This window comes from Novosphingobium sp. APW14, from assembly GCF_032337075.1.
Classification (GTDB): Bacteria; Pseudomonadota; Alphaproteobacteria; order Sphingomonadales; family Sphingomonadaceae; genus Novosphingobium.
Genome location: NZ_JAVYAB010000003.1, coordinates 111,557 through 137,749, shown reverse-complemented (window position 1 = coordinate 137,749; position 26,193 = coordinate 111,557). Strand labels below are relative to the sequence as shown.

At 63.4% G+C, this 26,193-nt stretch carries 22 protein-coding genes and 1 tRNA gene; 11 read left to right on the top strand and 12 right to left on the bottom strand.

The genetic code is table 11. From position 1 onward, the window contains the following. Positions 1-35: 35 nt before the first annotated feature. The 4 genes from RQP55_RS05185 to RQP55_RS05170 all read right to left on the bottom strand — a co-directional run bounded on the left by RQP55_RS05185 (position 36) and on the right by RQP55_RS05170 (position 5,047). Positions 36-1,226 carry a type III PLP-dependent enzyme gene (locus tag RQP55_RS05185; protein WP_315609124.1) on the bottom strand — a complete coding sequence of 397 codons (1,191 nt, stop codon included), beginning with the start codon at positions 1,224-1,226 and terminating at the stop codon, positions 36-38. 128 nt (positions 1,227-1,354) lie between these two features. Beyond that, complete coding sequence (locus RQP55_RS05180) at positions 1,355-2,599, bottom strand: serine hydrolase (RefSeq protein WP_315609123.1); 1,245 nt, start codon at positions 2,597-2,599, stop codon at positions 1,355-1,357. Between the two features lie 37 nt (positions 2,600-2,636). After that, positions 2,637-3,836, bottom strand: coding sequence for a carboxynorspermidine decarboxylase (locus tag RQP55_RS05175; RefSeq protein WP_315609122.1), 1,200 nt, complete (start codon positions 3,834-3,836; stop codon positions 2,637-2,639). Beyond that, positions 3,836-5,047 carry a saccharopine dehydrogenase family protein gene (locus tag RQP55_RS05170; RefSeq protein WP_315609121.1) on the bottom strand — a complete coding sequence of 404 codons (1,212 nt, stop codon included), beginning with the start codon at positions 5,045-5,047 and terminating at the stop codon, positions 3,836-3,838. The genes RQP55_RS05175 and RQP55_RS05170 overlap by 1 nt, the downstream gene beginning before the upstream one ends. 49 nt (positions 5,048-5,096) lie before the next feature. On the opposite strand from RQP55_RS05170, the gene RQP55_RS05165 reads away from it, so the two are divergent. From RQP55_RS05165 to RQP55_RS05155, 3 genes are all read left to right on the top strand, one after another. Further along, positions 5,097-6,074 carry a threonine/serine dehydratase gene (locus RQP55_RS05165; protein ID WP_315609120.1) on the top strand — a complete coding sequence of 326 codons (978 nt, stop codon included), beginning with the start codon at positions 5,097-5,099 and terminating at the stop codon, positions 6,072-6,074. A gap of 70 nt (positions 6,075-6,144) precedes the next feature. Next, the gene (locus RQP55_RS05160; protein WP_315609119.1) at positions 6,145-6,576 is read left to right on the top strand and encodes an MAPEG family protein; all 432 of its coding nucleotides are present in this window, start codon (positions 6,145-6,147) and stop codon (positions 6,574-6,576) included. Positions 6,577-6,594: 18 nt separating this feature from the next. Continuing rightward, a complete protein-coding gene (locus RQP55_RS05155; protein WP_315609295.1) occupies positions 6,595-7,026 on the top strand; it encodes an MAPEG family protein in 432 nt (143 codons plus the stop codon). Positions 7,027-7,069: 43 nt separating this feature from the next. Here RQP55_RS05155 and RQP55_RS05150 read toward each other — a convergent pair whose 3' ends face one another. Beyond that, positions 7,070-9,559 (bottom strand): TonB-dependent receptor, encoded by a 2,490-nt coding sequence (locus RQP55_RS05150; RefSeq protein WP_315609118.1) that lies wholly within the window; start codon positions 9,557-9,559, stop codon positions 7,070-7,072. Between the two features lie 251 nt (positions 9,560-9,810). Between RQP55_RS05150 and infA the strand changes: the two genes are divergently transcribed. The 5 genes from infA to RQP55_RS05125 all read left to right on the top strand — a co-directional run bounded on the left by infA (position 9,811) and on the right by RQP55_RS05125 (position 11,917). Next, the gene (infA, locus tag RQP55_RS05145; RefSeq protein WP_147090742.1) at positions 9,811-10,059 is read left to right on the top strand and encodes a translation initiation factor IF-1; all 249 of its coding nucleotides are present in this window, start codon (positions 9,811-9,813) and stop codon (positions 10,057-10,059) included. 9 nt (positions 10,060-10,068) lie between these two features. Beyond that, on the top strand, positions 10,069-10,647 hold the full coding sequence (locus RQP55_RS05140; RefSeq protein WP_315609117.1) for a nucleoside triphosphate pyrophosphatase: 579 nt from the start codon (positions 10,069-10,071) through the stop codon (positions 10,645-10,647). Further along, entirely contained in the window at positions 10,640-11,590 is a 951-nt protein-coding gene (locus RQP55_RS05135; RefSeq protein WP_315609116.1) for a ribonuclease E/G, read from the top strand. The genes RQP55_RS05140 and RQP55_RS05135 overlap by 8 nt, the downstream gene beginning before the upstream one ends. Next, a complete protein-coding gene (yacG, locus tag RQP55_RS05130) occupies positions 11,587-11,757 on the top strand; it encodes a DNA gyrase inhibitor YacG (RefSeq protein WP_315609115.1) in 171 nt (56 codons plus the stop codon). Before RQP55_RS05135 ends, yacG begins: the two co-directional genes overlap by 4 nt. Before the next feature lie 84 nt (positions 11,758-11,841). Continuing rightward, positions 11,842-11,917 (top strand) — tRNA-Phe (locus RQP55_RS05125). A gap of 61 nt (positions 11,918-11,978) precedes the next feature. Here RQP55_RS05125 and RQP55_RS05120 read toward each other — a convergent pair. From RQP55_RS05120 to RQP55_RS05100, 5 genes are all read right to left on the bottom strand, one after another. After that, the gene (locus tag RQP55_RS05120) at positions 11,979-12,581 is read right to left on the bottom strand and encodes a MarR family transcriptional regulator (RefSeq protein WP_315609114.1); all 603 of its coding nucleotides are present in this window, start codon (positions 12,579-12,581) and stop codon (positions 11,979-11,981) included. 270 nt (positions 12,582-12,851) lie between these two features. Then, positions 12,852-13,937 carry an LLM class flavin-dependent oxidoreductase gene (locus tag RQP55_RS05115; protein ID WP_315609113.1) on the bottom strand — a complete coding sequence of 362 codons (1,086 nt, stop codon included), beginning with the start codon at positions 13,935-13,937 and terminating at the stop codon, positions 12,852-12,854. A gap of 71 nt (positions 13,938-14,008) precedes the next feature. Further along, a complete protein-coding gene (locus RQP55_RS05110; protein WP_315609112.1) occupies positions 14,009-14,923 on the bottom strand; it encodes an aldo/keto reductase family oxidoreductase in 915 nt (304 codons plus the stop codon). Further along, positions 14,923-15,933: a LacI family DNA-binding transcriptional regulator gene (locus RQP55_RS05105; protein ID WP_315609111.1), complete on the bottom strand. Its 1,011-nt coding sequence runs from the start codon at positions 15,931-15,933 to the stop codon at positions 14,923-14,925. Before RQP55_RS05105 ends, RQP55_RS05110 begins: the two co-directional genes overlap by 1 nt. Continuing rightward, entirely contained in the window at positions 15,930-17,921 is a 1,992-nt protein-coding gene (locus RQP55_RS05100) for an alpha-glucosidase (RefSeq protein ID WP_315609110.1), read from the bottom strand. Before RQP55_RS05100 ends, RQP55_RS05105 begins: the two co-directional genes overlap by 4 nt. A 200-nt stretch (positions 17,922-18,121) precedes the next feature. On the opposite strand from RQP55_RS05100, the gene RQP55_RS05095 reads away from it, so the two are divergent. Next, entirely contained in the window at positions 18,122-20,512 is a 2,391-nt protein-coding gene (locus RQP55_RS05095) for a TonB-dependent receptor (RefSeq protein WP_315609109.1), read from the top strand. Positions 20,513-20,738: 226 nt separating this feature from the next. Here RQP55_RS05095 and RQP55_RS05090 read toward each other — a convergent pair whose 3' ends face one another. Continuing rightward, positions 20,739-21,980, bottom strand: a complete 1,242-nt coding sequence (locus RQP55_RS05090; protein WP_315609108.1) for an MFS transporter — start codon at positions 21,978-21,980, stop codon at positions 20,739-20,741. A 70-nt stretch (positions 21,981-22,050) separates the two neighbouring features. Here RQP55_RS05090 and RQP55_RS05085 point away from each other — a divergent pair, with 70 nt between their 5' ends. Beyond that, entirely contained in the window at positions 22,051-23,154 is a 1,104-nt protein-coding gene (locus RQP55_RS05085) for a YeiH family protein (protein ID WP_315609107.1), read from the top strand. Between the two features lie 99 nt (positions 23,155-23,253). Further along, positions 23,254-25,386: a S46 family peptidase gene (locus RQP55_RS05080; RefSeq protein WP_315609106.1), complete on the top strand. Its 2,133-nt coding sequence runs from the start codon at positions 23,254-23,256 to the stop codon at positions 25,384-25,386. 40 nt (positions 25,387-25,426) lie between these two features. Here RQP55_RS05080 and RQP55_RS05075 read toward each other — a convergent pair whose 3' ends face one another. Next, complete coding sequence (locus tag RQP55_RS05075) at positions 25,427-26,179, bottom strand: enoyl-CoA hydratase/isomerase family protein (protein WP_315609105.1); 753 nt, start codon at positions 26,177-26,179, stop codon at positions 25,427-25,429. Positions 26,180-26,193: the final 14 nt, after the last annotated feature.

Here is a 26,193-nt window from a genome sequence, read left to right as displayed (position 1 = left end):
GAGGCCGCCCTTCTTGTTTCATGCCTCAGCCCGGCTCAGCGCAGGCTGACGACGTTATCGCTCTGGCGCGGATCAGCGCGGTCACCACGGTACAGGCTGGCCATCGGCTCATCGGTTGCGCCGATCGCCTGGGCCTGGCCAAAACCGTTGAAAGCGGTCTTCATGGCCGCGCCATAGGCACCCAGCATACCAATTTCGATATAGTCCCCGGCCTTGATATCGGCGGGCAGCTGGAACGGGCCTTCCATATAGTCGGCATCGTCACAGGTCGGGCCGTAGAAGGCGAAGCCGTCTCCAGCCTCATCGCGGCCTTCGCTGAGGCACTGCACCGGAAAACGCCAGCCAACATGGGCAGCGTCATAGAGCGCGCCATAGGCCCCATCGTTGATGTAGAGCTCATTCCCGCGGCGCTTTTCAACGCGCACGATCAGCGAATTGTATTCCGCGCAAAGCGCCCGGCCCGGCTCGCACCACAGTTCCGACGAATAGGACACCGGCAGCGATTCCGCCGCGCGGTGGATCACGCCGAAGTAGTCTTCAAGCGGCGGCGGCTCCATGCCCGGATAGATCGAGGGGAAGCCCCCACCGACATCGATGATATCGATCGTGACCGAAGCGTCGACAATCGCCGCACGGACCCGCTCCATCGCCTGGACATAAGCGAACGGCGTCATCGCCTGGCTGCCAACGTGGAAGCAAATGCCCAGGCTATCTGCAACCTGACGGGCGGCCTGCAGCAGCGGCGCGGCATCGGCCAGGTCGACCCCGAATTTCGAGGCGAGGCTCAGCTCCGAATAGTCGGACGAGACGCGCAGGCGAACGCACAGCGAGAGATCGGTGGCGTTCTCGGTCGCCTCGACGATCTTCTCCAGCTCTTCCTGCGAATCGAGGCTGAACACGCGCACGCCGTGCTGGCGATAGGCCTCGGCAATCGCGCCGGGAGTCTTCACCGGGTGCATGAAACACAGCACGGCTTCAGGCAGCGTGGCGCGCACCAGCCTGACCTCGGCGATCGAGGCAACATCGAAATGGGTTACGCCAGAATCCCACAGAACCTTGAGCAGGTCCGGCGAGGGATTGGCCTTTACCGCATAGAGCGACTTGCCCGGGAACTTCTCGACAAAGAAGCGGGCGGCGCGCGAGGCGGCGTGCGGGCGGTTCAGGATGACCGGTTCTTCGGGCGCAAGCGCGCGAACTACGGACAGAGCGTCAGGATACTGCTGCAACTCAAGGGACCCCCAATAGGCCTGACGGCCAGGTAACACGAAGACGAGGCTGCCTTGCGGTTATTGGAAGTCCCCTTGGGGCAGCGGGGGCGGGCTATAAAGATTCGCGCCTTAATCGCAAGTGAAAATCACCCCCTTGAGAGGTGCTCCGCCACCGCCCGGAAAGCCGGTAGCGAGGTGGGATCAAAGGCCGTGTTTGCGGCAATCGGATGGGACCCGAACCGGGCGATCACCACCTCTGCCACAGGGTCGGCATAGATCGCCTGACCATGAATTCCACGGGCCGAAAAAGCGCCGTGATTTCCGGGCATTATCCACCACTGGCGGGTGTAGGAACCGTCCTGCAACCACCGATATCCGGCCGGCGCGAAGGCCGCTTTGCTGCCCCCTGCCTTCACCGCTGCAACCGCTTCGCGGGCAATAATCTGGCCGCCATTTCCATGCCCGTCGCAGCGCATTGTTTCGCCAAATCGGGCCATGTCGCGCAGCACGGGATTAAGTCCACCACCGGCAAAAGGCATTCCAGTCGAATCGATCAGGAAATCGGCATCCTGTTCCATCCCCAGCGGAGCCCAGATTCGCTCGGACAGCACCTGATCGATTCGCTTGCCTTCGGTGCGGGCCACGATCCAGCCCAGCACCTCGGTATTGCAGGTCCGGTAGGTGAATCGCTCGCCGTGATTGCCGCTTTTGCGAATCGTCGGGAGAAACGCGTAGACGTCATCCGGGCCGCGATAACCCGGTGCCCTCGGGGTCAGCCCCAGGGCATTGCTCATCGCCCCGATGCCAGAGCTGGGATCGGTATACTCCTCCGAAAAATCGAGCGCGGTGGTCATGTCCATCACCTGCGCGAGGGTGGCATCGGCAAAGCCGCTACCGGCCATCTCGGGCAGCAGTTCAGCCACGGGGGCGTTCGGATCAAGCCGCCCTTCCTGCACCAGCATTTCGGCTAGGGTGCCGACAAAGCTCTTCGTCACCGAGAAGGCGATATGCGGCGTGTCCTGTCGCGTTACCCCCAGGTAGCGTTCGTACACGATCGTGCCTCGGTGCAGCACCAGCACGGCATCAGTGAAATGGACCGCCAGCGATTCCGCCCAGGTCAGCTCGCGGCCATCGTCCATCGCCTTGAACGTGATTGCATCGATATCGTCGCGCAGCGCCACCGGCAGCTGCCAGACCGGGCCTGATCCGCGCGAGACCCGCGCCGTCGGCAGGAATTCGCGCATCCGCGAATAGGCATAGCGGTGCGTGGGAAAGCGCATGTGATCAGCCCGGGCCCAGGCCAGCCGCTTGTCCGGCGCGGGCGGCAGCCCTTCCATCCAGCCCATGGCGACGGGATCGGACGAATGGGCATCAAGGATCTTGTCAGGCACTGCGCTCTCCGGCTTTTGTTCTGCCAAGAACCTTGCCTCAGGAAAGCCGGTTGCGGAAGTCCTCGTAGCCAAAACGCCGGACGCACGCGAGCTCGTCCGTCGCGCTGTCCCACAACCAGATCGAGGGCAGCGGCACGCCATTGAAGGTCGTGGTCTTGACCATCGAATAATGCGCCTGATCAAGGAAGGCAAAACGCTGGCCCACTTCCGGGCCGCTGGCGAAGCGGTAATCGCCGATCACGTCGCCGGCCAGACACGATGGCCCGCCCAGACGCACCGCCCCGCCCGCACCTTCATCGGTTTCCGTATCAAGCGGCGGCAGTTCGCCCAGCATGGCCGGGCGATAGGGTGCCTCGATCACGTCGGGCATGTGGCAGGTGGCCGAGATATCGGTGATCCCGATCGGCATGCCGTTCCAATGCCGGTCCAGCACTGTGCCGACCAAGATCCCGGCGTCGAGCGCCACGGCCTCGCCCGGCTCAAGATAGATCTCGCAGCCGGTCTGGGCCTTCACGGCCTTGAGAAAGTCGACAAGCTGGTCGCGCTGGTAATCGGCGCGGGTGATGTGATGGCCGCCGCCGAAGTTGAGCCATTCGAGCTGCGGCAGGAACCGCGCGATCCGCGGCAGCAGCGCTTGCCAGGTCCGTTCCAGCGGTTCGAAATCCTGTTCGCACAGGGTATGGAAATGCAGCCCGGTCACGCCCGCCATCTGCGAGTCGGTCAGCTGATCGACCGGAAAACCCAGCCGCGAATGCGGCGCGCAGGGATCATACTTGGGTACTTCGCCCTCGGCGTGGAGCGGATTGATCCGCAGGCCGATATCAAAGGCATCACCGCGTTGCCGCGCCTGTTCAATCAGCGGCGCAAAGCGGGCGATCTGGTCGGGCGAATTGAAGATCACGTGGTCCGACAGGCGGCAGATTTCGGGCAGGTCTTCGGCCTTGTAAGCCGCGCAATAGGTCGCGATTTCGCCCTGATAGTGCTCCGCCGCCAGCAGCGCTTCCCACAGGCCCGAGGTGCAGACCCCATCAAGGTATTCGCCAACAATCGGCGCAACCTTCCACATCGAGAAGGCCTTGAGCGCCGCCAGCACCTTGATCCCGGCGCGATCCCGCACGTCCGCCAGCACGGTCAGGTTCGCCCGCAGCTTCGCGGCATCGACCACGAAGGCGGGGCTATCGACCCTGCTGAGATCGAAATGGGCGAAGGCGCCCGGATCGCCCGCTCTGGTTTCCATTAGAAGTCCAGCGGCCCAGCCAATTCCTTGACCTGCCACGGCAGACCCTGGGTGTTCAGCATGTCCATGTAGGGATCGGGATCCATCTGCTCCATGTTGAACACGCCCTCACCGCGCCATGCGCCGGTCAACATCATCGCCGCGCCGATCATCGCCGGAACGCCAGTGGTATAGCTGATCGCCTGGTTCCCGGTTTCGTGGAACGCCTCTTCGTGATCGCAGATGTTGTAGATGTAATAGGTCTTCTCACCCGATCCATCGAGCGCCATACCGGTCGCGATATCGCCGATATTGGTCTTGCCCGTGGTGGTTGGCCCCAGCGTTTCCGGCTTGGGCAACACGGCGGCGAGGAACTGCAGCGGCACAATTTCCTTGCCCTGGTAGTTGATCGGTTCGATCCCGGTCATGCCAACGTTCTGCAGCACGGTCAGGTGGTTGATATAGGCATCACCGAAGGTCATCCAGAAGCGGCCGCGCTCCAGCTCGGGCAGGAACTTCGCCAGGCTTTCCAGCTCTTCGTGGTACATCAGGTACATATTCTTCGGGCCGACGGCCTCGAACTCGAAGTTCTGGCGGATCGTCATCGCCGGGGTTTCGACCCACTCGCCCTGGTTCCAGTGGCGGGCCGGGGCGGTCACTTCGCGGATGTTGATTTCCGGGTTGAAATTGGTGGCAAAGGCTTGGCCATGATCGCCGCCGTTGCAATCAAGGATGTCCAGCGTGCGGATGGTCTTCAGCTTGTGCTTCTTGAGCCACATCGCAAAGACCGAGGTCACGCCAGGGTCAAAGCCTGACCCCAGCAGCGCCATCAGGCCCTTTTCCTTGAAGCGGTCCTGATAGGCCCACTGCCAGCTATATTCGAACTTGGCCTCGTCCTTCGGCTCATAGTTCGCGGTGTCGAGGTAATCGACGCCAGCCGCCAGACAGGCGTCCATGATCGGCAGGTCCTGATAAGGCAGCGCCAGGTTGACCACCAGCTTGGGGCCGATCTGCTCGATCAGACGGGTCAGCGCGGGCACTTCCTCGGCATCGATCTCATAGGTCGAGACGGTAACGCCGGTGCGTTCCTTGACCGATGCGGCAATCGCATCGCACTTTGACTTGGTACGGCTGGCGAGATGGATTTCGCTGAAAATCCCGGCGTTCATCGCCATCTTGTGGACGCAGACCGAGCTGACGCCCCCTGCACCGATCACCAGAACCTTGCTCACCTGTATCTCTCCTTTGCCCGCGGCGAAGGCGCGCATATAGGCTGGTTTCATGACGACACAACCGATGCGCGCTCCGACCAGCGAAGGCGTGGCTCGCGCCGCCGCCAAGATTGCCGAATTGCTGGTGCAGACACCACTCCTTGAGACCGAGGTCAACGGGGCAAAAGTGTGGTGCAAGGCCGATAGCCTCCAGCCCATCGGCGCCTTCAAGATTCGCGGCGCCTGGCACCGGCTTTCCGACCTTTCGGACGCCGAGCGCAAACGGGGCGTGGTTGGCGTTTCCAGCGGCAATCATGCGCAGGGCGTGGCCTGGGCCGCGCAGCGGCTGGGCATTCGGGCAACCATTGTCATGCCGGTCGACGCCCCGCAGGTGAAGCTGGAAGCCACCCGGGCGATGGGCGCGAACGTGGTGCTCTATGATCGCCCCGGCGGCGAAGACCGCGATGCCGTGGCGCAGAGGCTGATCGACGAAACCGGAGCCACCCTGGTCCATGCCTATGGTGATCCCTGGGTGATCGAGGGGCAAGGCTCCGCCGGTATCGAAATTGCCAGCCAGATGCGCGCACGCGGGCTTGGGGGTCCGAGCCGGATCGTCGTTTGCTGCGGAGGTGGCGGGCTGACCGCGGGGCTCGCGCTGGCCTGCCCCGATGCCGAAATCGTGCCGGTCGAGCCGGAAGGCTGGGATGACGTGGCGCGCAGCCTTGCAACCGGTGAAATCCAGCACGTTGCCAAGGACGCCCCGCCAACTGCCTGCGATGCCCTGCAAACCCCGGCGACCTGGCCGATCAACTTCGCGATCCTGAAAGATCGGTGCCGCTATGGCCTGTCGGTCACCCCGGCCGAAGTGCGCGCGGCGCAGCGCTTTGCCTTTTCAAAGCTGCACCTGGTGCTTGAACCTGGCGGCGCCGCGGCGCTGGCAGCGGCGCTGGCCGGCAAGGTGCCGCTTGATGGGCGAACCGCGATCATGCTGACCGGCAGCAACACCGATCCAGCCAGCTTTGCTGCGGTCCTCGCCCGCACCGACTAGTTGCATTTGACAATCGGAATCAGGCGGAACACCCTGCAGCGCACGGGTTAAGGAAATAAAGGGGGAGACAATGCAGGCTCAGATTCTGGCGCCAGCCGCCGTGTTGGTGCTCTGGTCAATCGTGATGCTGTTCTGGATGGCCGGAACCCGGCTTCCGGCCATCGCCAAGCGTGGCGGGCTGGGAGCAGCGAAACCCGGCGGACGCGGTCAGGACCTTGAGGGGGTGATCCCCGACCAGATCAACTGGAAATCGCACAACTATGCGCACCTGATGGAACAGCCGACGCTGTTCTATGCCACGGTCGCGATCCTGGCGATCATGGGACCGGTCGAACACGATGTGCTGTTCGCCTGGGGCTATGCCGTGCTGCGGATCCTGCACTCGCTGTGGCAGGCAACGGTGAACAAGGTTCCGGTGCGCTTTGCGCTCTTCATGCTATCGACATTGTGCCTGCTGATGCTGGCACTGCACGCAGCCAAGCTGACCCTGCTTGGCGCATAACAACGGGGGAGAATGACAATGATTGGAATGGAAATCCTGAAGCCGGTGGCTGTGCTGGCCGGCTGGACGATGGTGATGTGGCTGTGGATGTACGCCACCCGCATCCCGGCCATGGCCAAGGCCAAGATTGATACCAAAAACCTGATCGGCGGTACCGGCCAGTCGCTGGACAACGTGCTGCCGGCGAACACTCAGTGGATCGCCCACAACTATAACCACCTGCACGAAGCGCCGACCGTGTTTTATGCGGTTGCGCTGGCTCTGGCCCTGATCGGGCAGGGTGACGGTATGAATGCCTCGATTGCCTGGGCCTATGTCGGCCTGCGGATCGCGCACTCGATCGTCCAGGCCACCTGGAACCGGGTGTTGGTCCGCTTCATGCTGTTCGCACTCTCCAGCGTCGCGCTGATCGCGCTCTCGCTGCACCTGCTGATGGCCGTGTTCCACTAATGCTGATTTGCCCCGACCGGTTCCGGCCGGTCGGGGCCATTTGTTAGAACATCTTGCGGAATTCAATCTCGACCATGCGGCCACGCGGATCGATCAGATCCGCCTGATAGCCGATCGGTACAGCGCCGGTCCCGTCGGTCACCTTCTGCCGGCTATCGAACAGGTTCTCGAAGCGCAGCGCCACCTGCGACCCTTTGAAGAACGGCGCCTTTTTGACCAGCCCTTGTTGCTGCCCAAGCGCCGCAAAAAAGTTGATGTTCATCCGCGTCACGCTGCCAAAGCGCAGGTTGGCCGCCCCGGTCAGCCGCGAAGGCCCGGTCCAGGTGCCGTTGAAAAATGTGCCAAAGCCATTCTTGAACAGGCCACCGTTGAATTCGATCGTGTGGCGCGGCGATCCGGTCGACGAGAGCGAATCCCCATTGAGCAGATCAAGCTGCGGCACGCCCGGCGCGATCAGCACCTGACTGTCAAACTGCGCCGTGTGGAACAGACCCAGGCTCCAGCGACCGGGCCCGCGACCGCCGCCCATCATTGCCATCATGCCGCCGCCGCCGCCGCGACCGGCTCCGCCACCTTGCGGGCGCGGATTGGCGGGTGGACTGGCCGTACCGGCAGGACGCTGCGGCGCCCCGCCGCCCATCATGCCCATGAAGCCGCCACCGGCGGGCGCCTTTCCGATCTGGCCCGACAGGTTCAGGCCCCAGCGCAGCCGCGAGGCACGCTGTTCGGCAAAGGTTACCGGGCGCTGGTCAATTGAGACCAGCCGACCACTGGCATCGCGCGACACCCGCCCCGCGAAAGCGGCCTCGATCGCGGGCGTCAGCAGCGGAAAGCTGGCGGTGACATCGTCTGACCGGTTGCGAAAGTATTCGACCACCAGGCTTGAGTTCTGGAGGAACGGCAGCTGCCAGTTTGCCCCGAATTTCAAATCGCGCTGCTGCTCCTTGCGCAGTGCCGGGTTGCCGCCGCCGATCACCGTTGCCAGCACGGTTTCCCCGCGTGTCAGGTCAAAGATTGGCACGTTGAAGGTGGTGGTTATCGGATTGCCCAGCTCTGACAGGCCTGGCGCCATCTCGTTGACCAGGTAGCTTGCCGTCAGGCTCAGCTTCTCGAACCGCAGTGGAGACCAGGTCAGGCCCGCACTCCAATCGTTGACCGAGCCGAAATCGGACAGATGGTCCCAGCCAAGACTGAAATTGAGCGACAGGTCACCCAGCCCCGCGCCAAAATTCTCGCGTCGGCTTGTGATTGGCACGCCCACGTTGGTGCCGGCAGTCAAGCGGTTGCGGCGCAAGCTGACCTTGCCAACCGCGCTGCGGCTATCCTCGGTATCGAACGACAGGAACGTGAAGCCGGCCCGCAGTGTGGCGGTCACTTCGCCGCCCGGCAGCCTCACCGGCCGCCCGATCAATGTCAGCAGGCCATCAAGCCGATCAGAATTCGACAAGGCCAGGTCCTGTCCGGCATTGGCGACGGCCGGCAGCGGAGCGGTAACCGCCAAGGTGCCCGCGGCAGCGGAAGCCACGAGGCCCGCAGTATTGGCGCGGCGGTCGATCACCGTGCGGCTTTCGGTGTGATTGCTATCCAGCGTCGCGCTGACCTGCCAGTTGCCGAGCCGGGTGTTGACTGCGCCTCCGCCCTGCGCCGATGTGGTCCGCGTGGTCCGCTCCAGCGGATCGGCAAGCGTGCGGACCGCGGTGGCACCACCGGGCGCTGTCAGCACGACGACATCAAGACCCGAATTGCGGCGACTGTCGGTGCGGGTAAGGTTGCCATTCAGGCTGACATTGCCGCCCAGCCCATCCTTGCCAAGGCCCCGCGCCAGCGAAAGGTTGAGCCCCAGCTCGCGGCTGTCGGCAACCAGCGACCGGAACAGGGCCGGGTTGGGATCGGTCGATACCGTCGGGCTCGATCCCGCTGCCTGGGTCACATCTCGCTCGGCTTCAGTCAGTTCGGAGGTATCGTCGATCTTGGCGGTGACACTGAAGCGTTGCGGGCCATTGATGCGCAGCGCTGTGGCCTCAACCTCATAGGTCTGAAAACCGCCGCGGGTGGGGACCGCAGTCTCCACCTCGATCGTTTTCGACGCGAAGTTGTTTTTGAGGATCATGTTGACGACGCGGGTGTTGGCGGGAAATCCGAACCGCAGCGCCACTTCCTCGGGCAGGATCTCGATACGCCGGATCGCTTCCTGCGGAAAATTGCGCATCTCGCGAAAGTTGCCGATCCGCTGACCGTTGATCAAAACCACCGGCGGCCCGCTGATACGGCCACGGCCAGAACCGGTCTGCGGCGCCAGTTGCGTCAGCACATCAGCCAGTGTCGTGGCGCCAAGCGCCTGAATATCCTTTTCATCCAGTACCGCGATCGGCGGAGCCGGGCTTTCAACCTGGCCACGAATGCGTTCTGCCACGACCAGGATTTCACTGCCTTGCCGCTCGGCGCTGTCCGGAATGGTCTGTTGCGCCGCCGGTTCAGCAGCCTCCGTGATCTTCTGGTCAGCCCCCAAAACCGGGACGGAAAATAGGATCATCGGCAAGGGGACAAGAGCAAAACTACGCATTAAATCTCCGTGATCGCACGATATTTACGATCTGGCAGCCCCGACCCGGCTCCGCAGATGGGAGGTAGGCGCGCTAATGGCAAGTCCTTCCCGCGTAATAGAATGTCGCAAGTCGACAAACGACAAATGGCGCGGGACAGACGCCCAAGGCTTTCCTTTTCAGCCTTCGGTCGCTATGGCGCGCCGCAATGCAGCCGAACAACAACGGAATCTAGGCCCGGATGGCGAAAGAAGAACTCCTCGAAATGCGCGGAACGGTAGTTGAACTGCTGCCCAACGCGATGTTCCGCGTCCGCCTTGAGAATGACCACGAGATCCTCGGCCATACCGCCGGCAAAATGCGCAAGAACCGCATTCGCGTGCTCGTTGGTGATGAAGTTCTGGTGGAACTGACCCCTTACGACCTGACCAAGGGTCGCATCACCTATCGCTTCATGCCCGGCCGTGGCGGCCCCGGACAGTTCGGCTAAGCCCTGCGGGTGACCGCGCCGCAACTGGTCCTGGCCTCGTCCTCGCCGCGCCGGCGCGACCTGCTCGCCCGGATCGGTGCCTCGCCGGCCCGGATCGCCAGCCCCGATATCGACGAAACCCCGCTGAAAGGCGAACTCCCGCGCGCCTACGCGCTGCGGTTGGCGCAGGCCAAGGCTGCCGCCATTGGGCGCTCGGCCGATGAAATCATCCTTGCCGGCGATACCACAGTGGCGCTTGGCCGCCGGATCCTGCCGCCGGCAGAAACCGAAGATGTGCAGCGCAAGCTGCTGGGTCTGCTCTCTGGACGACGCCATCAGTGCATCTCGGCCATCTGCGTGATCGATCGCGCAGGCCAGGCCCGCACCCGCATCGTTGAAACCGTGGTCGCCTTCAAGCGGCTGTCGGACGCAGAAATCGATGGCTACATCGCAAGCGGCGAAGGTCTGGGCAAGGCTGGCGGCTATGCCATCCAGGGCCGCGCCGAAGCACTGATCCGCTTCGTTTCCGGCAGCCATTCGGGCGTGATCGGCCTGCCGCTGTTCGAAACCCGCGCCCTGCTGCTTTCGGCGGGATACCCCCTTGGCTGAGTGGCTGGTCGAAGCCGGGATTGGCGAAACCCGCGCAATCCTGGTCGAAGCTAGCGATGTTATTGCCGCCCGGCTCCATTGGCCCGGCGGACTTGCGGCGGGGCAGGTGGAAGATGCCGTACTGATCGCCCGCGCCGCCGGTTCGCGCCGCGGCACCGCGCGGTTTGCCAGTGGCGAGGAGGCGCTGGTTGACCAGCTGCCCGCCGATGCCGCCGAAGGCGCGCCAATCCGGCTGAAGGTCATGCGTGCGGCCATGGCCGAAGCGGGACGCCTGAAACGCGCCCAGGCCCGGCCCACGAAAGATGCCCCCTGCCCCGCTCCGCCCCCAGCCGGCAAGCTGGTCCAGCACTTCCCGGCCGGGCTGTGGGAAGATGTCTGGTCCGAAGCCTGGCACGGCACCGCCGATTTCGCCGGAGGAGCGCTGACGATCAGTCCAACCCCGGCGATGACCGTGATCGACATCGACGGAACTCTGCCTGCCGCGTCGCTGGCTCTGGCAGCGGTCCCGGCGCTGGCCCAAACTCTCCGCCGCCTCGACCTGGCTGGATCCATCGCGATCGATTTTCCCACCCTGGCGGAAAAGGCAGACCGGCAGGCAGTCGACGCGGCCCTCGCCAGCGCCTTGAACGGCTGGCCGCATGAACGCACCGCCATGAATGGCTTTGGGCTGGTCCAGCTGGTTACCCGACTGGAGCGGCCATCGCTGCTGCATCGGCTGACGGCAAACCGGCCTGCCGCAGCGGCGCGGATGCTGCTGCGGCGCGCCGAACTGGTCAGCGATGCCGGCGCGAGCCTGCTGCTCAGCGCACACCCCGCCGTGCGCCGGGCTGTCTCGGCAGGATGGGAAGCCGAACTTGCCCGCCGAACCGGACGCGCGATCCGGTGGCAAGAGGATCCCGGTCTTGCGCTGGAAGGCGCTTTCGCGCAGGCGCTGCAAGCATGACCAGCACCGTCGTTCGCAAGTGCCCGCTCTGCGGCAAGCCGCGCAATCCCGAACATGCGCCGTTTTGCTCCACCCGTTGCAAGGACCGCGACCTTATGCGGTGGCTGGAAGATGGTTATGCCCTGCCCGGGCCACCTGCACTCGACGAGGAAGAAGGAAAGGCTTGAAAGCCTCTTGCCAAGCTGCGCCAGCTTCGCCATAGGCGCGCTTCCAAACGCGAAGCGGCCTGCATGGTCACTTCTGGATGCGTTGCCCGGATAGCTCAGTTGGTAGAGCAGCGGATTGAAAATCCGCGTGTCGGTGGTTCGAATCCGCCTCCGGGCACCACTCCCCCAGATCGATAAAAAGGCCCTGTTCGCAGAAGCCTAATGGCGGGATCCCGCGCGGATCAGGCCGCCCGCTCCTGCAAGGCAGTGATCACATCTTCTTCGGCCCGGCGAACGGCACGACGACCGCGGATCAGGCAGCCCTGGGTATATTCGGTCATGGCCGCCACGGCCCGATCGGTCAGGCTGACCCAGGTCGATCGGTGATCGGTCAGGTTGCGGCTGCGCTCAACCAGTCCTTCTGTTTCAAGCACGCCGATCCAGCGCAGAGCCGTGGAAAGCGGCACATCGGCGCCAATGCAAGCGCTGGTTACGCTGATGCTCTTGCCTTCAAGCCGGGCCTGAAACAGGTCTAACAGAAGATCCCACGCCGGCTCGCCAAACAGTTCGGCAGGAAAGAACCGACGCCGAGCGCGGCGATTGCCATAATCCAGCGCCGCGCGATCCAGCAGCATCCGCTTGTCGATGGACAGTGCTCCATGCGCGGCCGGCCCTTCGCCAAGGGTCGCCCGCCCCGCAATCAAACTGTCGTGATCAATCTGGTTAGCGACTGCAAGCAAGCTCTTGGCCAAAGATCGCAATGTCTGGGCGCGCTCGCCAGGGTCGGCACAACTCTCACCGCCAGCAATTCCGGCCAGATCGCCCTGTCCCTCGTGGAGCCCCATACCCTCACCCCGCCCTTATCGAAGTAACACGTAAACGATAGGACAAAAATGGCACTTATCTATTCGTATAAGTTCTAGTTTTTATCGGAAAATGCCCGAAATTGCGCTTATGCGAACGAAGTTTTGGCCAACCTTACTGCCTCAATGGCAGCATCGAGGCGCGCAGCCGCCAGCGACTGCCCAAGCGCGTCAAGTTCCGCCTGGGCCGCCAGCAGAGCAGTTAAAACACGCTCGAGCTTGGCAGCGTCCCCGTCCCCGGCAGGGGGTGCATCAGCCGGGAATGGGCGCGTGCTGGATCTGGGGAAGGACATAGCGGGCGAACATATCGCATTCCTGCACATGCGGATAGCCTGAGAGGATGAAGGCCTCCATGCCGGCCTCCTGATAGGCCCGCAGCTTGGCGATAACCTGATCCGGGTTGCCAACAATTGCGGCACCGCAACCCGAACGGGCGCGGCCGATCCCAGTCCACAGATTCTCTTCGACAAAGCCGTCGCCATCGGCCGCACTGCGCAGTTCCTGCTGGCGCTGCACACCGTAATTGGCGGCATCCAGGCTCTTTTCGCGGATTGCACGGCCCATTTCATCATCCAGCTTGGACAGCAGGCGATCGGCATAGGCGCGGGCTTCGTCCTCGGTCTCGCGCACGATCACGTGGGCGCGATAGCCGAACTTGAGCGTGCGCCCCTTGGCAGCGGCGCGCGCCTTCAAATCGGCCACAACCTCGCGGACGTTCTCCATCTTGTCGGGCCACATCAGGTAAACGTCGGCCGCTTCGGCCGCACATTCGCGCGCTTCGTTGCTCAGCCCGCCGAAATAGAGATTGGGGCACTTGCCCGAAATCGTGCTGATCCGCGCCGGGTCGAGCTTGAGGTTGTAGAACTCGCCCTGGAAGTCGAGGTGCTCCCCGTTCAGCAGCGTGCGGATGATCTTCATCACCTCGGTCCCGCGCCGATAGCGCGGCCCGCTCTCCATCGTTTCGCCCGGCATCGGCGAGGAAATGATATTCACGTTGAGCCGTCCGCCCGTGCCAGCGGCATTGGGGCCCAGGATCCGGTCGATCGTGGCAATGCGGCGCGCCAGCTGCGGCGGCCAGTCCTCACCCATGCGGGTTGCCCACAGCAGTTTGATCCGCTTGACCTGCGTTGCCACCGCGGCGGCAAAGGCCGTGGTATCAACCCCCAGCTCGTAACCTGACGGCAGCAGGATGTTGTCAAACCCGCCCTCTTCCGCGCGCAGCACGATATTGCGGCAGTGCTCCCAGCTGGACTTGAGGTACTGATCGGGGACGCCAAGAAACTCGTAATCGTCGTCGCACAGGGCAGAGAACCAGGCGATTTCGGGCGGGTTGGTCATGGCAAGTCTCCGTCAGGTCAATTTGGTAGCGGGCCATTGCAACAATCTGCACCGGCCCGCTTTGATTGGTATCAAGGCAGCGGCACGCCGCGGGCGGCAACCAGGACGGCATACCAGTCGGTGCGGGTCCAGCGAACCTTGAGCGCGGCAGCGCCCTCGGCAATCCGTTCCACCTGCTGCGAACCAATGATCGGAATAATTCCGGCCGGGTGCGCCATCAGCCACGCATAGGCCGCAACCGAGCGGGAAACGCCCTGTTCGCTGGCAACCTTATCCAGCGCCGCGCAAATCGCGTGATCGCGCGCGTTTTCCGGCTTGGCCAGGCGTCCGCCACCCAGCGGTGACCATGCCAGCGGGGTCAGCCCCAGCATCATCGCCTGATCGAGTTCCCCGTTCTCAAAGCAGTCAATCCGCAGCGGACTGATCTCGGGCTGGGTCGAAACCAGCTTGTGGCCCAGGAACTGGTTCAGCGCCGCGGTCTGGTGCACGGTGAAGTTGGACACGCCCAGCGTGCGGATCTTGCCCGCTGCCACCGCATCATCCAGCACCCGGGCCACTTCCTGCGGATGGGCCAGGATATCCGGACGGTGGACCTGCCAAAGCTCAACCGTGTCGGTCCCCAGCCGCGTCAGCGAGGCATCGATCGCCTTGCGCAGGTAATCGGCGCTCTGGTCATAAGGCAGCGGCGGCATGATCCCGCCCTTGGTGGCAAGGACCATCCGGCTGCGCAGCCCCGGCTCCGCCGCCAGCACTTCGCCCAGCAGCGCCTCGGCATCGCCGAACCCGCCGCTGCCGTTGAAGCCATAAATGTCAGCCGTGTCGAGGAAGGTAATTCCGGCATCGAGCGCGGCGTGAACCAGCTTGGCAGCATCGGCGGCGCTGCGGCCATTTTCGGCCAGGCGCCACATGCCCCAGGCGATCGGGGAGACGGTAAGGCCGCTGGTGCCGAGCTGGCGGCTGGCGGGCGGGAGAGGCAGTTCGCTCATCATATCTTCCTGACTGGCGGCGCGACAGAGGCACGCTCGATTAACTGATGGGGCAGGCGGCGATGGGTAATATCGCCTCCTTCGATAAGGATTTCCGTCGCCGTCTGGGCCAGTTCGGCCATCGGCTGGTGGATCGTGGTCAGCGGCGGCCAGACGGTGCGGGCCAAGGTGGTGTCATCGAACCCGGCCACCGACAGTTCGGTCGGCAGGTTCATGTTGCGATCATGAGCAACGGCCAGCACGCCGGCCGCCATGTCGTCATTCGAGGCAAAAATCGCGGTGGGCGGTTCGGGCAAGTCCAGCAGGCGATTAGCCCCGCGCACGCCGGAATCGAAATCGAACTCACCGTCGCAGATCAGTTCGGCGGCATAGCCGATCCCCGCCCGGTCAAGCGCACGGCGATAGCCTGCCAGACGGTCTTCCGACCCCTTGTGATTGGGGTGCCCCTTGATGAAGCCAATCCGGCGGTGGCCGGCATTGATCAAGTGAGTCGTCATGTCATCCGCCGCCTGGGCATCGTCCATGAAGACCGAGCTGGTCAGCGCGTGATTGGATCCGGGCGAGATGCGGACAAAGGGAATATCCAGCGCCTCAAGCGCGCGCAGCACCGGCTCGCAATCGGTCACCGGGGAAGAAAGGATGATCCCGTCAACCTGCGTTTCCGTTACCAGCCCGCGGATCTGATCGCCTACGCCCGGATCGGCCACATCGACCGGCTGGGCCAGCAGGCGGATACCCTTGGCGCGGCAGACGTCCCAGCAGCCGGTCTGAATCTGGAACATGTAATAGGGGCTGTGATTGTCGTAGATCAGCGCAACCTGGTTGCTCTTGGCCCCCGACAGAATCCGCGCGGCGACGGAAGGTCGGAAGTCGAGCGCCTTCATCGCCTCTTGCACCCGCGCCTTGGTATCGGCCGAAACATAGGGGTGATCGTTGAGCACACGGCTGACGGTCTTCACTGCCACCCCGGCCCGCGCCGCCACATCCCGAATGTTCGACCGTTCGCTCACAGTTTGCGAAGTCCAGTAAAGAGTTCGGTGTAAGCGCTTCCCATGGCATAGAAAACCGGCGGGCAGCCAATCGGCGCCGCTACCCTGTGGGTGCCAGCCGGATAGACTTCACCCGTGAAGGCATGGACCCATTCCCCCTCGTCCGGCAGGATCACCTGGCGCGCACGTGCGCCCTCCTCGATCACCGGGGCGACGACCAGGTCCGCGCCATAAAGGTACTGGTCCTGCACCACGTAAAGGCTCTCGTCCGCAGCATAGTGCAGGAACAACGGCCGCTGCGCCGGCAGGCCCAGTTCGACGGCCTCATCGCACAGGTGGCGCACATAGGGCGCAAGGTGTGCATGGACCCGGCTCCAGCGCGCAAAGCAGGCCAGCAGTTCGGGCGTGCTGTCATATTGCAGGTTGTCGTCGGGACGGTTGCCTTCATGGCTGCGCATGACTGGGGCGAAGGCCGACAGTTCGCACCACCGCTCCATCAGCTCGACCGTCCGGACGTTGCCAAGCAGCGAGGTGTAACCCCCGCAATCCGAGTGGCTATAGGCATTGCCGACCAGCCCCGCGGAAAGCGCGGCGGTGATCACCGTGCCGATCCCGTCATGCCGGGTGAAATCGACCGATTGGTCGCCGGCCCAGAGCAGCGGGCAATGGCCCTGCACGCCCGAGAAGCCGGCGCGCATGAAGAACACGGCATCGCCGGTCTTGCCGCGGCTTTCCACCGCCTGGGCATTGACCTCGGCCCACAGCACCGGCCAGCGATTATGCGCCTCCATCGGGTCAGAACCATCCGCCAGCCGGACGTCGGTCGGCAGATATTCGCCGAAATCGGCCATCCAGCCGGAGATGCCAATGTCGAGCATTTCCTTGCCCAGCACCTTCTCAGCAAACCAGTCGCGCGTTTCCGGGCGGGTGAAATCGAGCACCCCGCAGTCAAACTCGCCAAAGTCGACCAGGTAAACCGCATCGCTATCGGGCTTCAGGCAGAAATGCCCACCCTCCAGCGCTTCTTCATAGAGGATGCCATCGTTGCACAGGTAGGGGTTGGCATAGGCCAGGAAGCGGATCCCGCGCGCCTGCAGCGCGGCGATCCGCTGCGGCAGATCGGCATAGCGCTGGTTGTCGCGCCGCCAGTCCCAGAACAGGCGACGACCAAAGCTGGTTTCGCGAATGCCCGCCCAGTCCTCGCACCACAGGCCAGATACGGCAGTGCCGGCCTTGATGAAGTCTTCCAGCCGTTCAAAGCTGCGGGTCCCGTCCTTCAGGCCTACGATCGCCCCGCTAATGGCCCAGTCAGGCAGCGGCGGTTGGCGGCCAAAACGCTTGGAAAGCTGGCCCACAAGGTCAATCGGAGTTTCCGCAGCATAGAGTTCGAAATTGGCGCTATCGCTCCACACTTCAAACGCATGAGCAGCCGGATCCGTGCAGTCGATCACGCTATAGCAGGCTGCATCCAGGTGCACCGCCAGCCAGCGCGAGGTCAGGATCGTCGGCTGCGGGTAATTGGTGTGGTAGTAATCGCCGCCCGCCATGCCGCTCTCATCCATTTGGCGGGTGAGTTCGGTGGTCTTGTCGCGACCTACGCCCGGCTCGCTGGTCCACATCGGGAAGGAACGGCCATTCAGGGCAAGGTAGCTCATCTGCTCACCTCCGCCCCACACCGCCTCGCCCGGCTCAGCATGCCAGCGCAGCCGGATCCGGTCATGCCCCGGAGTCAGCAGGGCGACGGCCAGGCCATTGCCGACGAGCTCAAGCCGAGCCACAGCGGTGCCGTCGTGCAGCAGGGTAACGACAGTGTCCTCCACTGCGCAGTCGCACGGGGTAACCTGTTCCGCGGGGGCATCTTCGATCTTGAAGTTGCCGCGGTACATCGTGACCGCAGGATTACCGCGAGCAGAGTCGAGCACGGCCGCATCGGCGCGATGGCGCAAAACCAGCCGCCCCGCAAAATGCAGGTCAAACCCGCCTTCAACTGCCGAAAATGCGGCGTCCAACTTCAATCCCCCTAGCTCTTGGCAGCGCCTGTTGCGACAATGTCACAAACTCTGCGCGAACCTTGCCTGTCCCATATGACACCGCTTGACATATCGGGCGGCTGTCAGCAATTCAAGCACCAACCGGAAGGGTGCGCCCTGTCCGGCAGAGGAGAATACGCCGCGGGGCAGGAGGCCCCCGGTTGAAGGGAGGAACATCCATGAAGTCGATGCTTCGTACCTCGTCGGCCCTGCCATTGGCAGCGCTGGCTATGGTTGCTTTTGCCGCCCCAGCGTTCGCGCAGGACACGGCCAACGACGACGAAGGCGCCCCCGGCGAAATCGTCGTTACCGCTCAGAAGCGCTCGGAAAACGTTCAGGACGTGCCGGTTGCTGTTTCGGTGCTTAGCGGTGAACGTCTGGCCGAAGCTTCGCGCCCGTCGATCGAAAGCGCCTCGCAGATGGTGCCATCGCTCAACTTCCTGAAGTCGGGCACCACCCTGAACCAGACGATCTTCCTGCGCGGTGTCGGTACCGCCACGTTCTCGATCGCGGGTGAACCTTCGGTTTCGACCGTGGTGGACGGCGTGGTCTATTCGCGTTCGGGTGAAGCCTTCTCTGACATGGTCGACGTGGCCCAGATGGAAGTGCTGCGCGGTCCGCAGGGCACGCTGTTCGGCAAGAACGCATCGGCTGGCGTGATCAACATCACCACCCAGATGCCGAAGATGGACTTCGGTGGCTCGGTTGAAGCCAGCTACTTCGATCGCAACGAATTCCGCCTGAAGGGCGCGGTCAACCTGCCGCTTGGTCAGGACCTCGCCGCCCGCTTCACCGGCTTCTATGGTGAGTATGACGGCAATATCCGCAACACCACCACCAATGAGTGGGTGAACGGCTACAAGCACTACGGCCTCCGCGGCCAGTTCCTCTACGAGCCGAGCGACGATCTGCGCCTCTACCTCGCCGCCGACTATTACAAGAACGACGACGATTGCTGCGCCGACATCATCGCCACTGGTCCGCTGACCGGTGCCGGCGTGCCGACCACCAGCCTTGGTTTCCAGGCGCTGCCACCGCAGTCGGGTGCAGACACCCGCGCCGTTGCGCAGAACCTCGTCACCTCGACGCTGGAAGAAGGCTGGGGCGTTTCGTTCCAGGGTGACCTGGCTCTGGGCGAACACACCCTGACCAGCATCACCGCCTATCGCGGCTGGGACAACACCGAAATCCGTGACGGTGACTGGCTCGATCGCGCTTATGTCGGTTTTGCCCAGCTGCATGACTCCGGTCCGCAGACCTCGAACACCTTCACCCAGGAACTGCGCCTGACCTCGCCGGCCGACCAGACGCTGTCCTATGTGCTGGGTGCGTTCTATTCGCGTGCGGAGTCCGAACGTACCTTCACCCGCAACGTGACCCAGTGCACGGCCGCTGCCGGCGCACCGACCACCACGTTGGTTCCCTGTGGCAGCACCTTTGCCAATGCCGCGACTACCCCGAATGGTTCGGCCAACTTCGGTTCGACCTTCAAGAACATCGCGGTCTTTGGTCAGGCAACCTACAAGCTGTCGGACACGGCCCGCTTCGTCGCCGGCCTGCGCTATACGCACGACAACCTGTCGGTCTTCCACAAGCGCGTTTCGCCGCTGACGGGCCCGGGCATCCAGCCGAACTTCGACCAGGGCGTCTATAACGAGTACCTGCGTCTGGTCGGTCTGGGCACCTCGCCGACGGCTGCCGCCAGCTCGGCTGTCGCTTCGTCGAACGGCGTTCCTTGGACCACTGAAACCAGCAACGACAACCTGTCGGGCAAGGCCACGTTCCAGTTCGACCTGAACGAAGACACCATGGCCTATGCCAGCTACGCCCGTGGCTATAAGGGTCCGGCCTACAACGTCTTCTACAATCTGACGGGTACCGGCACGAACGTGATCGAGCCGGAAACCTCGAACTCGTATGAGATCGGCCTGAAGAACACGCTGCTTGACGGCGCGCTGACCTTCAACATCGCCGCCTACTATGCCCGCTACAACAACTTCCAGGCTAACAACCCGGATCTGGTGGCTGGCGTGGTTGTCACCCGCTTCACCAATGCTGGCGCGGTTTCGACCAAGGGCATCGAAATCGACATGGCCTGGCGCGTTGGTCGCAACACCAACCTCAGCGGCGGCCTTTCGGTTAACGACGCTCACGTCGTGAACTTCAAGGCTCCGCTCGGTTCGACCGCAGCGATCCCGGCCGGCACCAAGCTGGGCTATGCCCCGACTTGGAAGGGCTCGATGGCTGTTGACCACACCATCGAAACCGGTGGCTTCGCCAACGTCGCCTTCGGTGCTTCGATGAACTTCCAGAGCAGCCAGCTCTCGCTGTTCGCGGCCGATGCGGTGCAGCGCCAGTTCGGGACGATCCCGGCCTATGCGCTGGTCAATGCCAACGTCGGTCTGGTTGACCCGGACGACAAGTGGAAGCTGACCTTCGTAGTCCGCAACCTGTTCGACAAGGCCTACCCGGCTGCGATCGTCAACGGCGGTGTCGGCGGTTCCTACCGCTACCAGATCCCGCGCGATGCGGATCGCTACTGGGGCGTGACGGGCCGGTTCAGCTTCTGATCCAGCCCGGCCTTACGGCCATAAAGAAAGGCCCCCTGCCGCGAGGCAGGGGGCCTTTTCTTTTGCCTGAACCGCTTGGCAGTTCAGAGGACTTCCCCATTCCCGCTCAGGCTGAGCTTGTCGAAGCCCCCTCGGCAATGCGCCGCGCAGGGCCTTCGACAAGCTCAGGCCGAGCGGAAGTTGTAGTGAGCGGCTATTGCAAGATCAGGCTGGGCGGCCTCCGCCCTCACCCCTCATCATGCGCCACAATCCGCGGCACCAGGAAGTGGATCAGCGCCAGCGCCGTCAGGTAGGAAACCGCTGCCCCATAGAAGAGCGGCGCATAGCCGTGGCCGTTGGTGAGCAGCCAGCCAGTGGTTTCCTGAATTCCAAAGCCAGCCAGGTTCCCGGCAATTGCGCCGATCGCCATCACGGTTCCAACCCGAACCGAAGGCACCGCATCGGCAGCAAAACCGAAGATGTTGGTGGAAAAGCCCTGATGCGCGAACAGCGCCATGCCAATGATCGCAGCGGCGGTCCACGGGCTGTCAGCAGTCAGTGCCAGCGGGATCGGCACAATGATCAGGGCATAGATCAAGAGCGCCGTCTTGCGGGACCGGTTGACGCTCAAGCCCCGGGCCAACAGCCGCGGGAATACCACCCCGGCCGAGAGCGCGCCAATGGCCGCCAGCGTAAAGGCCAGCGCGGTCGGGCCGATCAGTTCCTTCTGGCTCAGCCCGAAGACTTTGACGAACAGGTCGGGCAGCCAGAAGGTGAAGAACCACCAGAACATGTCAGTCAGCGCCTTGGCCCCGGCGATCGCCCAGGTGACCTTGTCCTTCAGCGCGTCGCGGAACGATGGTTTGGCGGCTTCGACGATGGTTTCCGCCACGGGCTGCAAGCGGCGCGTGCCACCGATCCAGAAAGCGAGCCAAACGAATCCGATCAGGCCGGTAACAATGAAGGCGGCCTGCCAGCCAAATACTGCGGCAAAGGGAATAACCGTCAGCGGCGCGATGATATTCCCAAGATTGGGGGCGGAATTGACGATCCCCATGGCCATTGAGCGTTGCTTCAGTGGCAGGAAGACGGCCGCAGCCTTGACCGCAGCCGGCGTATTGATCGCTTCAGCTGCAACCAGCGCCACGCGGGCAGAAACGAACTGGGTGACCGTGGCCGCAAAGGCATGCGCAATGCCCGCCAGGCTCCACAGGCCAACAGCCGTGCCATAGGCGCGGCGCACCCCGAACCGATCCAGCAGATAGCCCACGAAGATGAGCGCCGATGCCGCCGCCAGCTGCGACATCGAGGCAAAATGCGCGAATTCGGCATCGCCCCAGCCGTACTCGGCTTCAATGCTCGGCTTGAGCAGCGATAGCACCTGACGGTCGACGTAATTGATGATGGTTCCAAAAAATAGCAAACCGATCAGCAGGTTGCGTGAACGGATCAGGCTTGCTTCGGTGTGATTGTTGGCACCAATGGCCATAGCTCTTCCCCAGACTTTGTCTTTTGCTTGCTTGCAGACTAACGTTTCGCCGGGATAAGGGAAGGTCAATATGACACCGCAGGACAGAAACGCGGCCACGCGCTCCGCGATCGACTGGGATGCACTGCCCCAGGGTGGTGACCTGTACGGTGAGTTGCACCTTGCGGAACTGTCGGCAAAGGCCGACCAAAAGGATAGCCTGTTTCCGGGTCTGGCCATTTGCGGCGTAGGAGCAGCGGCGGCGGCCTGGCTTTCCGAACATTATGGCTTCCCGATCATTCTGCTGGGTCTGCTGATCGGCCTGTCGCTCAATTTCATCGCGCGCGAACCACGATCGCACCGCGGGCTGGACTTTGCCTCGCGCACCTGCCTGCGCGTCGGGATCGTCGTGCTGGGCCTGCAAGTGACAGTGGAACAGATCTCTGCGCTGGGCGCCGCACCGTTCCTGGCCCTGCTTGTTGTGATGGCCACCACCTTTGTGGCCGGGATCATGGGTGCCCGCATCGCAACCCAATCGCGTTACGCCGGAATGCTCGCGGGCGGATCAACCGCTATTTGCGGCGCCAGCGCGGCGCTCGCGCTGTATGGCGTGATCGGCAAGGAACGGCTCAGCCAGGCGCAGTTCGCGCTGACCCTGGTCGGCATCAGCCTCGCCAGCGCCTTTGCGATGTCAGTCTATCCGGTGCTGGCTGCAGAGTTGCACCTGACCGACCAGCAAGCCGGCTTCCTGATTGGCGCCTCGATCCATGATGTCGCCCAGGCAATCGGCGGCGGATATGCCTTCTCCGATGCCGCCGGGTCCTATGCCACGATCGTCAAGCTGGCTCGCGTTGCCCTGCTGGCCCCGATTGTCGTGCTGGTCAGTTTCATGATGCGCGGCAGCGCCGGTGGGGGAGAGGCTCAGCCATTGTGGCGGCGCCTTGCCCTTCCCTGGTTCATCACCGCATTCCTGGCCACAGTCGCACTCAACAGTCTGATCACCATACCGCAAGTGGTCAGCCACTATGCGCTGATCGCCAGCAAGAGCCTGCTCTTGCTGGCTGTCACGGCCACCGCAATGCGCAGCCGGATGGACCTGCTGCTCGATATGGGCTGGCGCGCGACGATCCCCGTGGTCACTGCCACTCTGGCAAGCTTTGCAACCGCGTTGGGCTTTGCACTTCTGCTGCTTTAGGCCGATCATCTGTCTTGTGCCCGCGGCGAAGTTGCGCTTTGTCCGCGTTCATTGGCGGCCGGGCGATTCCGGACCGCAGCTTTCTTCGGGAGTGCCTGAATGACGTTTCGCTTTATTGCCGCCGGTGCCTCGCTACTGGCCCTTGCCGCACCAGCCCTGGCTGACGAGGGAATGTGGCTGCCAAGCCAGATGGGTGAAGTCGCCGCGAAGATGAAGGAAGCCGGCGCACAAGTTCCGCCCGAACAGCTGGCAGACCTGACCAAGGCCCCGATGAACGCGATCGTCTCGCTGGGGGGCTGTTCGGCCTCGTTCGTTTCACCCGAAGGGCTGGTGGTGACCAACCACCACTGCGTCTACGGCTCGATCCAGTACAATTCGAAGCCCGGCCAGGATTACCTGACCGACGGCTTCCTCGCCAAGGACAAAAGCGCTGAAGTGCCCGCCGCACCCGGCACCCGGATCTTCGTGATCGAAGCCTTGCGCAATGTCACCACCGACATGCTCAAGGGCGTGACCGTGAAGATGACCGGCCGCCAGCGTTATGACCGGATGGATGCCAACCGCAAAGCGCTGATCGCCACTTGCGAAAAGCAGCCCAACCGCCGCTGCGATGTGCGCAGCTATTTCGGCGGCGAGCGGTACTTCCTGCAACAGCAGCTTGAGATCAAGGACGTGCGCCTGGTCTATGCACCCGCCGGCGGCCTGGGCAATTTCGGCGGCGAAACCGACAACTGGCAGTGGCCCCGTCATACCGGCGATTTCGGCTATTACCGGGCCTATGTCGCCCCCGATGGCAGCTCGGCCGCCTTTTCAAAGGACAATGTTCCCTACAAGCCCAAGTCGTGGCTGACGATCGCCAAGGAAGGCCTCAAGGAAGGCGATTTTGTGATGCTGGCGGGCTTCCCCGGCAACACCAACCGCTGGCGCATGGCGAGCGAAACCAAGGCGGTCTTCGCCGATCGCTATCCGCTCAACCAGAAACTGCTGTCGGACTATTCCGACCTGGTGAACAAGCTGACCGCCGGCAACCAGGCCGCGCAGATCAAGTATGCCAGCAGCGTCAAGGGTGCCGATAACACCAAGAAGAACCTGCTCGGCCAGATGGCCGGGGCCGATGCAATCGGGCTGATCGAGGCAAAAGATGCCGAGGATCAGGCCTTCCGCGCCTGGGTTGCCGCCGATGCCAAGCGTCAGGCCACCTATGGCCCGGCGCTGGCCAAGCTCGACGCGCTGCTCGCCGCGCAGGACAAGCGCGCCGTGAATGACATCCATATGGGCCAGATCGGCCGGGCGCAGCTGCTTTCGGCCGCGACCACGCTCTACCGCTGGGCCAAGGAGCGCGAAAAGCCCGATGCGCTGCGCGAAGCCGGGTTCCAGGATCGTGACCGTACCCCGCGAGCTGAAGGCCTGAAGCAGATCGAGCGCCGCTTTGACGCCGGCGTCGATCGCAAGATCATGGAATGGGCACTGGACCATTATCGCATGGTCCCGGCGGGCGAACGCAACGACGTGATGCTGGCCAAGCTCGACGTGATCGGGCTCGACAAGCTCTATGCCGAGACCAAGCTGGCTGACACGGCCACCCGCCTGGCCTGGCTCGACAAGCCGGCGGCAGAGTTCGAAGCTTCGACCGATCCCTTCATCCAGCTCGCCGTCGCGGCCTATCCCTACAGCCAGAAGCGGCTTGACGAGGACAAGGAGAACGACGGCAAGCTGAACGAGGCCCAGCGCGCCGTGATGGCCGGCCGCATGGCCTTTGCCCGCGAACAGGGCAAGCCCGTCTACCCGGATGCCAACTCCTCGCTGCGGATCACCTATGGCCACGTCACTGGCCGCAAGCAGGATGGCGTTGCCTGGAGCGCCATCACCACCGCCGAAGGCATGGCCGCCAAGCACACCGGCAAGGGCGAATTCGATGCCCCGGACAAGGCGATCGAACTGGTCAAGGCCAAGGACTATGGCAATTACACCGCGCCCGAATTGGGCACGCTGCCGGTCAATTACCTGACCACGGTTGACATCACCGGCGGCAATTCCGGTTCAGCCACGCTCAATGCCAAGGGCGAACTGGTCGGCCTGGCCTTTGACGGCACGCTGGACGGGGTGATTTCCGACTGGCGCTTCAACCCGGCGATCAACCGCACCATCCATGTCGACCACCGCTACATGCTGTGGGTCATGGAAAAGGTCGATGGTGCAACCAACCTGCTCAAGGAAATGGGCGTCAAGTAAGGGCGCATGGCGGGGCGGGCCAATTGGCCTGCCCCGCAGCCTATCCGAACTGCGGCTTGCGCTTGGCAACGAAGGCGCTGGAGCCTTCAAGGAAATCCGGCCCGCTGAAGGCTTCGGCAAAGGTCGCCAGCGTCTGCGCGTCATCGTCCGACTGACCATCAAGCACGCGCCGGACAAACCGCTTCATCGCCGCAGTCGAATGCCGCGAATTGGCAGCGATGAGGTCTTCCAGATGGCCGGGGCTGTCAGCAATTTCATCCACCAGCCCGATCCGCAGCGCTTCCTGCGCATTAACCAGCATGCCGGTATAGAGCAGCCGCTTGGCCTGCCCCGGTCCAACCAGGTCGACCAGCAATTTGGTGTCGTGCAGCGGATAGACCAGCCCCAGCTTGGCCGGCGTGATCCCCAACCGTGCGCGCGGCGTGGCGACGCGAATGTCCGCTGCCAGCGCGATCCCGCAGCCCCCGCCGATGCAATCCCCGTCAACATAGGCAATCACCGGCTTTTCGGCCCGGGCAAGCTCATACTGCGCGCGATTGATCGCCGCCTGGTTGGCGGCAAGCCAGGCTGCATCGTCCTTGTTGGCCAACAATTCCGCAATGTCCGCCCCGGCACAAAAGACGCCAGGCTGGGCGGATTCGATAGTCAGGACCCGCACCGCCGGATCGATCATCGCCTGCCGGACCAATTCGGGCAGGCGTTCCCACATCTGCTGGTCAAAGGCGTTGCGCTTGTCGGGCCGATCAATGAACAGGCGGGCGACATGATCGCCAATTGCAAGCCGCAAGGTCATGTCGGTATCACTCT

Excerpts from the sequence above, each read along its gene's own strand:
- RQP55_RS05115 (WP_315609113.1), bottom strand. The coding sequence starts at position 13,937 with ATGACCAACCCGCCCGAAATCGCCTGGTTCTCTGCCCTGTGCGACGAC.
- RQP55_RS05110 (WP_315609112.1), bottom strand. The coding sequence starts at position 14,923 with ATGAGCGAACTGCCTCTCCCGCCCGCCAGCCGCCAGCTCGGCACCAGC.
- RQP55_RS05155 (WP_315609295.1), top strand. The coding sequence starts at position 6,595 with ATGATTGGAATGGAAATCCTGAAGCCGGTGGCTGTGCTGGCCGGCTGG.
- RQP55_RS05090 (WP_315609108.1), bottom strand. The coding sequence starts at position 21,980 with ATGGCCATTGGTGCCAACAATCACACCGAAGCAAGCCTGATCCGTTCA.
- RQP55_RS05075 (WP_315609105.1), bottom strand. The coding sequence starts at position 26,179 with ATGACCTTGCGGCTTGCAATTGGCGATCATGTCGCCCGCCTGTTCATT.
- infA (WP_147090742.1), top strand. The coding sequence starts at position 9,811 with ATGGCGAAAGAAGAACTCCTCGAAATGCGCGGAACGGTAGTTGAACTG.
- RQP55_RS05160 (WP_315609119.1), top strand. The coding sequence starts at position 6,145 with ATGCAGGCTCAGATTCTGGCGCCAGCCGCCGTGTTGGTGCTCTGGTCA.
- RQP55_RS05175 (WP_315609122.1), bottom strand. The coding sequence starts at position 3,836 with ATGGAAACCAGAGCGGGCGATCCGGGCGCCTTCGCCCATTTCGATCTC.
- RQP55_RS05150 (WP_315609118.1), bottom strand. The coding sequence starts at position 9,559 with ATGATCCTATTTTCCGTCCCGGTTTTGGGGGCTGACCAGAAGATCACG.
- yacG (WP_315609115.1), top strand. The coding sequence starts at position 11,587 with ATGACCAGCACCGTCGTTCGCAAGTGCCCGCTCTGCGGCAAGCCGCGC.
- RQP55_RS05165 (WP_315609120.1), top strand. The coding sequence starts at position 5,097 with ATGACGACACAACCGATGCGCGCTCCGACCAGCGAAGGCGTGGCTCGC.
- RQP55_RS05080 (WP_315609106.1), top strand. The coding sequence starts at position 23,254 with ATGACGTTTCGCTTTATTGCCGCCGGTGCCTCGCTACTGGCCCTTGCC.
- RQP55_RS05120 (WP_315609114.1), bottom strand. The coding sequence starts at position 12,581 with ATGGGGCTCCACGAGGGACAGGGCGATCTGGCCGGAATTGCTGGCGGT.
- RQP55_RS05095 (WP_315609109.1), top strand. The coding sequence starts at position 18,122 with ATGAAGTCGATGCTTCGTACCTCGTCGGCCCTGCCATTGGCAGCGCTG.
- RQP55_RS05085 (WP_315609107.1), top strand. The coding sequence starts at position 22,051 with ATGACACCGCAGGACAGAAACGCGGCCACGCGCTCCGCGATCGACTGG.